Origin of the sequence: Gordonia sp. ALPHA1B1 (genome assembly GCF_005502615.1) — a bacterium.
Taxonomy (GTDB): domain Bacteria; phylum Actinomycetota; class Actinomycetes; order Mycobacteriales; family Mycobacteriaceae; genus Gordonia; species Gordonia hongkongensis.
This window is the reverse complement of the sequence record NZ_SCOC01000025.1, coordinates 61,908-69,716: the sequence shown is the minus strand read 5'-3', so window position 1 is coordinate 69,716 and position 7,809 is coordinate 61,908. Positions and strand designations below refer to the sequence as shown.

Below are 7,809 nucleotides of genomic sequence, written 5' to 3'. Positions count from 1 at the left end.
GGGGGTCGACGTGCCGGGGGGTCGAATCCGGGGTTGGTGAACGCGTTGCCATGAGTGCGATCCGCAGAACTATAGCAAGGCTTGCCTAAGTCTCGAATGTCGGGTTACGCAGATCACGTACGATCACGCCTGGGCAGGTCGCACCCCGTCTGCCTTGGCCAGTTCACCTGTCGTTCATCTTTTGGAGGGGATCAGTCCACCACGCCCCCATAGCTTTCCACTCGGACACTCCGGAGCCGACGCCAGTCGGTGCGGGGAACGCGAACGGAAAGGCAACACCAGCGGTGAAAATCAATCGGAACGGCGCCCTGGCGTCGGTGTCGGCGATCGCGGCACTGACACTCGTCACGGCGTGCGGCGGTGGGGGAAGCGAACAGACTGTCAGCGGCGAGGGCTCGACCGCGCAGCAGAAGGCCATGGAGCACTTCAGCCAGGTCCTCACCGACAACAGCGACATCGTGCTCGACTACACCGGCAGCGGCTCGGGCGACGGCATCAAGAAGTTCATCGCGGGCGACGTCGACTTCGCCGGCTCGGACTCGGCCCTCAAGGACGACGAGGTCACCGACGCCACCGCACGTTGCAACGGCAACGCCCCCTGGCACCTCCCGCTGGTCGTCGGCCCCGTCGCGGTCGCCTACAACCTCGACGGTGTCGAGGACCTCAAGCTCAACCCCAGCGTCATCGCGCAGATCTTCAACGGCAAGATCACCACCTGGAACGATCCCAAGATCGCCGCGCTGAACCCCGGCGTGACGCTGCCCACCACCGACATCGTGCCGGTGTACCGCTCGGACAGCTCGGGCACCACCGACAACTTCCAGCGCTTCCTGGAGAACTCGGCCCCCGCTGACTGGCCGTACGAGCACAGCAAGGAATTCGCACCCAAGGGTGTCGGTTCCGGTGCCTCGAAGTCGACCGGCGTCGGCGACACCGTCAAGAAGACCCCGGGTTCGATCACCTACGTCGAGTGGGGCTTCGCCACCGAGAACGACCTCGGTGTCGCTCAGATCGACTTCGGCGCCGGCCCGGTCACGCTGAACGCGGAGAGCGCGGGCAACGCCCTCGAGTCGCTGGCCTTCGCCGATCCGGCCAGCAAGGACCTCGTCGTCGACACCGACGCCCTGTTCGCTTCGAAGGCTCCGGGCGCCTACCCGCTGCTGCTCACCCCGTACTCGATCGTCTGCTCGGCGGGCTACGAGGACGAGGCCACCAGCCAGACGCTGAAGGACGCGTTCACCGCGGTCCTGAACGACGGCCAGGCCGGCCTCGAGGAGATCGGCTACGTGCCGGTACCCGACGCCTTCAAGACCAAGCTGCAGGGGACCATCGACTCGCTGTCCGGTGGGTCCGGAAACGCCTGATCAATCCCCTCTGATCACGTGCGCGGGGCCGCCTCGGTTGCGGTCCCGCGCGTGTGGTTGACACACTGACACGACATTTCGCGTGTCCACGAGACGGCGGGAAGTGGCCCCAATGACCAGAGCCGAATCACAAGAAGGACGCATGACCTCGCTGAGCAAAGAGGGTGGCGCGATCCCGCCGGACACCGGCGAATTCCAGGCCCCCGGGTCATCGCCCGACCAACCCGGATCCTCGCTCCACGCGGCCGCGCATCACCGCGTCGCCGACCGGGTGTTCCGCACCCTGGCCGTCGGCTCGGGATTCGTGGTCTCGATCGTCATCGCGCTGATCGCACTCTTCCTTCTCGCACAGGCGATTCCGTCGCTGGCGCAGAACGAGGAGAACTTCTTCACCTACACCGGGCAGTGGATCACCAGCGGAGATCAGCTCGCCTTCGGTATCCCCCAGCTGTTCTACGCAACGGTCGTGGTGTCGGTCATCGCGCTGCTGATCGCCATGCCGGTGGCGCTGGGTATCTCGATCTTCCTCACCGAGTACGCGCCGAAGCGCTTCGTCGGCCCGATCACCTACACCGTCGACCTCCTCGCCGCGGTGCCGTCCATCGTCTACGGCCTCTGGGGCATTCTCGTGCTCGGCCCGGCGCTGGTGCCGGTGAACGAGTGGCTGGTCGGCAATCTCGGCTTCCTGCCGTTCTTCCAGGAGCCCACCCAGATCGCCAACATGAGCACCGGCGGCACGCTGCTGACCGCAGGCATCGTGCTGGCGGTCATGATCCTGCCGATCATCACCGCGGTCACGCGCGAGGTCTTCATGCAGACCCCCAAGGGGCATCGTGAAGCCGCGCTCGCCCTGGGCGCCACCAAGTTCGAGGTCGTCAAGGTCGCCGTGCTGCCCTTCGGGTTCTCCGGGTACATCTCCGGTTCGATGCTCGGCCTGGGCCGCGCGCTCGGCGAGACGATGGCGCTGCTGCTCATCATCTCGACCGCCGGTCCCATGAACTTCAACCTCATGGAGAGCGGCGAGACCTTCGCGACGAAGATCGCCAACAACGCGGCCGAATTCGACTCGCCCGCCAAGACCGGCGCCTACATCTCGGCCGGCCTGACCCTGTTCGTCCTGACCTTCATCGTCAACGCCGCCGCCCGCGCGGTCGTCGCCGGAAAGAAGTGACCATGTCTGTGACCACGACTACTTCCGCGGCCGATCCGGTCAAGAAGCCCTCCGGCTTCACCCCGATGTCCGGGCGTCGGCGTTTCACCGACGGGACCGTGCGCGTCGCCGTCATGGCCGCCCTCCTGCTGGCGCTGGTTCCCCTGCTCTGGCTGGTCTTCACGCTGGTGTCGCGCGGTATCGGCGCGATCATCGACATCGACTGGTGGACCCAGGCCGAGCGTCGCGGCGGTGCGGCCAACGCGATCATCGGCACCCTGATGCAGACCGCGCTGGCCGCGGTCATCTCCATCCCGCTCGGCATCTTCGTCGCCATCTACCTGGTGGAGTACGCGACCAAGAAGTCGCTCCTCGCGCGTGTCACCACCTTCATGGTCGACATCCTGTCGGGTGTGCCCTCGATCGTCGCCGCGCTGTTCGTCTACGCGGTCTGGCGCACCACGCTCGGCCTGCCCCGATCGGGATTCGTGGTGGCCATCGCCCTGGTGCTGCTGATGGTTCCGCTCGTGGTGCGCGCCACCGAGGAGATGCTCAAGATCGTCCCGCAGGATTTGCGCGAGGCGTCGTACGCCCTCGGCATCCCGAAGTGGAAGACCATCGTGAAGATCGTCCTGCCGACGGCGCTGTCGGGCATCGTCACGGGCGTCATGCTCGCCATCGCCCGAGTGATGGGCGAGTCGGCACCAGTGCTGATCCTCGTCGGTGCGACGCGTGCGATGAACTGGAATCCCTTCGACGGCAACCAGCAGTCGTTGCCGCTGATGATGGTGCAGCAGTACAACAACGGGCCGGGCGCCTTCGATCAGGTGTGGGGCGCGGCGCTGACATTGGTGATCCTCGTTGCCATCGTCTACTTCGGCGCCAAGGCGGTGTCGAAGATCTTCGCCCCCAAGACTTCCTGACCTCCCACCCTTCTCGGGTCATCTTTTCCAGAACGGACCAATGACATGGCAAAGCGCCTCGACATCAAAGACCTGAACATCTATTACGGCGACTTCCACGCGGTCAAGGACGTCACCCTCGAGGTGCCGCCGCGCTGCATCACCGCGTTCATCGGCCCGTCGGGCTGCGGTAAGTCGACCGTGCTCCGGACCCTCAACCGCATGCACGAGGTCACCCCGGGTGCCTACGCCAAGGGCAGCGTGCTGCTCGACGGCGAGGACATCTACGGCAAGACCGTGGACCCGGTGAGCGTGCGCGCGACCATCGGCATGGTGTTCCAGCGGCCGAACCCGTTCCCGACGATGTCGATCCGCGACAACGTCGTCGCCGGGCTGCGTCTGCAGGGTGTGCGGAACCGCTCACAGCTCGACGACGTCGCCGAGAAGAGCCTGCGCGGCGCCAACCTCTGGGAAGAGGTCAAGGATCGCCTCGACAAGCCGGGCGGCGGGCTGTCGGGTGGTCAGCAGCAGCGTCTGTGCATCGCCCGCGCCATCGCGGTCTCTCCCGACGTCCTGCTCATGGACGAGCCGTGTTCGGCGCTCGACCCGATCTCGACGCTGGCCATCGAGGACCTGATGGGTGAACTCAAGAAGGAGTACACCATCGTCATCGTGACCCACAACATGCAGCAGGCCGCTCGCGTCAGCGACCAGACCGCGTTCTTCAACCTCGAGGCGGTCGGCCAGCCGGGACAGCTCGTCGAGATCAACGACACCGAGACGATGTTCTCGAACCCGACGAAGAAAGAGACCGAGGACTACATCTCCGGCCGCTTCGGCTGAGCCTTCGCGCGCGAACAGGCCCGCTCACCCGTTCGGGGGAGCGGGCCTCGTCGTGCCTGGGTCGTCGTGTCGGGGTGTCACATGTTGAGCAGCAGGATCACCAGCAGGGCGACCAGCGACGCGGTCACACCCAGGTAGGCCAGGATCTTGCGGCGGTGGGCGGCAGCCTCTGCGTCCTCGTCGGTCACCGCATTGAAATCGGGCTCGGTCGGATAGTGCTGGGCCATGTCGCCACCCTAACGACGACCTCGGCGCGTGTGAAATCTCCTCGACGTCGTTGGGGCCCAGATATTCACGGACATGAAAAAAAGGCCGAGATTCAGTGTCGGAAACTGAATTCTCGGCCTCTTTCGGTGTGGCCCTCGCTCGATGTCCAGCACCGAGCGAGGGAAATCACCCCACGCTCTGGAACTGCTCCGGGGTCTTGCCCGTCGCGGCGAACACCACGCGGCGCCCGATGAGTACGGCGTGGTCGGCGAACCGTTCGTAGTAGCGGCCGAGCAGGGTCACGTCCACCGCGGCGGCGACGCCGTGCTTCCACTCGCGGTCCATCAGGACGGTGAACAGGTGGCGGTGGAGGTCGTCCATGGCGTCGTCGTCTTCCTGGAGACGAAGGGCGGCCTGCGGGTCGCTGGTCACGAGGACCTCATGAGCGTTCTTGGCCAGGGTGACGGCCAGGCGGCCCATCTCGGCGAAGTAGCCGTTGACCTCCTCCGGCAGTGCCTTGGCGGGATGCCGGCGGCGGGCGACCTTGGCGACGTGCAGCGCCAGTGCACCCATCCGATCGGCGTCGGCGACGATCTGGAATCCACTCACGACTCCACGCAGGTCACCGGCGACCGGGGCCTGCAGGGCGAGGAGCGCGAAGCACTGTTCCTCCGCGCGAGCCGTCAGCCGGCTCATCCGGTCGGTGTCCCCGATGACCTCTTCGGCGATGGCGAGATCGGCCTGCAGCAGTGCCTGCGTGGCGCGCGCCATCGCGGTGCCGGCGAGCTCGCACATCTCACCCAATACCGAGGTCAGCGCCTCGAGTTGCTCTTGATAGGCGGTACGCATGGTCCCAGGATACGTGCGTGATCACTCCAGGCCGACTCCGACCGATGAACGTCCAGTGAACGTCGGGTGCAGATCCGTCCACCTGCGAGTGCACCGACACCCTGAGATCACGTGCAGGTGGTGTCGCCCGCGTTCGTGATGGCCAGGTCGTTGGGCAGATTGCCGGTGTTCTCCGCGGGTGCGAGCTGGTTCGCCGTCAGGGTCGCCCCGGAGGCCGGTACCGACTCCAGGGAGCCGGTGAAATCCGCACCGACGATGAGCTCGACACCTGACTTGACCGTGCGGTCGAGCTGGATGCTCGCGTTCGGGAACATCTCGGCCAGCGTCGCGGCGGCGTCGCGCTGTCCCGGCCCGTAGCGCACGACGGTGTCGTCCCGGTTCTCCGAGGCATCGGCGACACCCCGCACGTCGAAGCCGTACGGCGTGAGCTGCTCGGACACCTCGGTGGCGAGGCCCGTCTGGCCCGTGCCGTTGAGAACCCGGACGCCGACATTGCCGGGGTTCTGGGCGGTCGCGGTCACGGGTCCGGGAGCACTGGCGTTCGAGCCGGTGCTCGGTGCGCCGGGACTCGTCGGCGCCTTCGACGACGACGGCGGCTTCTTGCGCGCCTGCTCGCCGGGGAGCGGCAGGTCGTCGATGATGGCGTCGAAGATCGCGTCGATGTCGCTGGTGCGCGGGATCTCGTTGTTGGCGCCGTCGGTGGAGGTACCCGACGTCGGGATCGTCAGGAACGAGACGCGGCCGGCCTCGATGCCCTGCATCGACTCGGCCAGGTTGATGAGCGACTGGGTGTCGACGCCGTCGACGTAGCTGTATTCGATGAACGTGTTGACGATCCCGTTGAGTTTGTTGGGGTTCGACAGCACATTGCCCGACAGGCTCGACCGCAACAGCGACGACATGAAGAGCTGCTGGCGTTTGATCCGGCCGTAGTCGCCGTTGCCCTCCGTGCTGATGTTGCGGGCGCGCACGTAGTTCAGCGCGCGTCGGCCGGTCAGCTTCTGCTTGCCCGGCTTACGCAGGATCTGGCCGATCTCGTAGTCGTAGAGCGGCACCGTCGAGCAGACCTCGACGCCGCCGATCGCGCGGACCACCTTCTCGAAGCCGACGAAGTCCATCCCGATGAAGTGGTTGATGTTGAGCCCGCTCATCGCGGTGATCACGCGAACGAGACACTGCGGACCGCCGTAGAAGTAGACGCTGTTGAGCTTGACGCCGGACTGGGCCGGCATCTCGGCGCCGTACTCACCGGTCTCGTTGTCCCACGCGTTGCACGCCGGCTGATCCACCTGCAGGTCGCGCGGGAACGACACCGCGACGACGCGACTGCGGTTGGCCGGGATGTTCACCAGGATGACGGTGTCCGAACGGGCGCCCTCGGCGTCGGCGGTGGTGCCGGCGCCGACCCTGGAGTTCTGGCCACCGCGGGTGTCGGTACCGACGATGAGGTACGTCTCGTCGCCGTACTGGGCGTCCTTGTTCCGGATGTTCTGGTCATCGGGGTCGACGGCGGTGACGTTCCGCCAGTTGCCGTTCCACGACTGCAGGTAACCCCAGACGAAGCCGGTGCCCACCAGTGCGAGCACGCACGCGATGGCGACCAGGATGCGTCCGGTCGCGGCGGTCTTGCGCAGCATCGCGCCCTGCCGGTCCTCGTCGCGTCCGGGATGGCGCCGAGGCGCCGAGCGCAGGGCGAGGGGTTCGGTGAGGTCGGGTGTGCGTTCCAGCGGGGGCTGGGCCGGCGGTCCGGCCGGGCCGCCGGCGACCGGCTCCTGGGCGCGGGATTCCTCGATCACCCGCTGCTCGGTGGCGCGATCGGACAGGTCGGGCGCGGCGTCGCCGACGGTGGGGATCTTCTGGGTGACCTCGTTGTCGAAACGATGGACGGTCGTCGGGCGGTCGTCGGGCGCCGGCTGCGGAGCGGCGGGGACCCGCCCGCCCGGGGATGACGGTGGCGTGGCATTCCCACCGAACGGCGGTCCGGTACGGCGGGACCGCCCGCGGGTCGACGACGGGGGCTCGGACGTCCGCGACTCCGGGCGCGGTGGTGTCGCGCGGCGGGTGCCGGACCGGCCGGAGCCGGCGGGGGGCTCCGACGGCGACGACTCCTCCGCGTTCATCTGCTCCATGAGCTGGCGGACCGTCAGGCGAGTGCGTCCCCGGACGAAGCGATCTGCCGAGCGTGGCTCGCGGAGGCTGGGGTGCGCCGGGGGAGGGGAGCCCTGGTCGGTGGAACCGGGCGCGTCCGGACCGGGGACGGGCTCGAAGTCGTCGCGGGAGCGTCCGGCGCGTCGACCACGACGAGAGCGATCGGCGTCGCCCACCTCGGGGTCGTCCGGGCCCGGTGTCCTACGACTCAATGCACGTTCCTCATGCCCCGTGGTCGTGTCGCGGAGTCACCGCGGATCGGGGCTCGACCAGCGCGGTGCGCACAGAATGGAGGTCCCGGCGACCGGGACCTCCGCGCAATAGTACTGATCCCACCTGAGAAAGC

General features: G+C 67.2%; 7 protein-coding genes. 4 read left to right on the top strand and 3 right to left on the bottom strand.

Going from position 1 to position 7,809, the window contains the following annotated elements; translation table 11 throughout:
- Positions 1 to 284 precede the first annotated feature (284 nt).
- The 4 genes from pstS to pstB all read left to right on the top strand — a co-directional run bounded on the left by pstS (position 285) and on the right by pstB (position 4,259).
- A complete protein-coding gene (gene pstS, locus FFS52_RS16580; protein ID WP_137810318.1) occupies positions 285 to 1,364 on the top strand; it encodes a phosphate ABC transporter substrate-binding protein PstS in 1,080 nt (359 codons plus the stop codon).
- Between the two features lie 142 nt (positions 1,365 to 1,506).
- Positions 1,507 to 2,535, top strand: a complete 1,029-nt coding sequence (pstC, locus tag FFS52_RS16575; RefSeq protein ID WP_137810317.1) for a phosphate ABC transporter permease subunit PstC — start codon at positions 1,507 to 1,509, stop codon at positions 2,533 to 2,535.
- A 2-nt stretch (positions 2,536 to 2,537) separates the two neighbouring features.
- Complete coding sequence (gene pstA / locus FFS52_RS16570) at positions 2,538 to 3,437, top strand: phosphate ABC transporter permease PstA (RefSeq protein ID WP_137810316.1); 900 nt, start codon at positions 2,538 to 2,540, stop codon at positions 3,435 to 3,437.
- A 45-nt stretch (positions 3,438 to 3,482) separates the two neighbouring features.
- Positions 3,483 to 4,259 (top strand): phosphate ABC transporter ATP-binding protein PstB, encoded by a 777-nt coding sequence (gene pstB / locus FFS52_RS16565; RefSeq protein ID WP_004022008.1) that lies wholly within the window; start codon positions 3,483 to 3,485, stop codon positions 4,257 to 4,259.
- Positions 4,260 to 4,336: 77 nt separating this feature from the next.
- Here pstB and FFS52_RS23715 read toward each other — a convergent pair whose 3' ends face one another.
- The 3 genes from FFS52_RS23715 to FFS52_RS16555 form a co-directional block, all read right to left on the bottom strand.
- Positions 4,337 to 4,486 (bottom strand): hypothetical protein, encoded by a 150-nt coding sequence (locus tag FFS52_RS23715; RefSeq protein ID WP_165629676.1) that lies wholly within the window; start codon positions 4,484 to 4,486, stop codon positions 4,337 to 4,339.
- A 166-nt stretch (positions 4,487 to 4,652) separates the two neighbouring features.
- Positions 4,653 to 5,315 carry a phosphate signaling complex protein PhoU gene (gene phoU / locus FFS52_RS16560; RefSeq protein WP_137810315.1) on the bottom strand — a complete coding sequence of 221 codons (663 nt, stop codon included), beginning with the start codon at positions 5,313 to 5,315 and terminating at the stop codon, positions 4,653 to 4,655.
- A 107-nt stretch (positions 5,316 to 5,422) separates the two neighbouring features.
- Positions 5,423 to 7,675, bottom strand: coding sequence for an LCP family protein (locus FFS52_RS16555; RefSeq protein ID WP_137810314.1), 2,253 nt, complete (start codon positions 7,673 to 7,675; stop codon positions 5,423 to 5,425).
- Between the last annotated feature and the right edge of the window lie 134 nt (positions 7,676 to 7,809).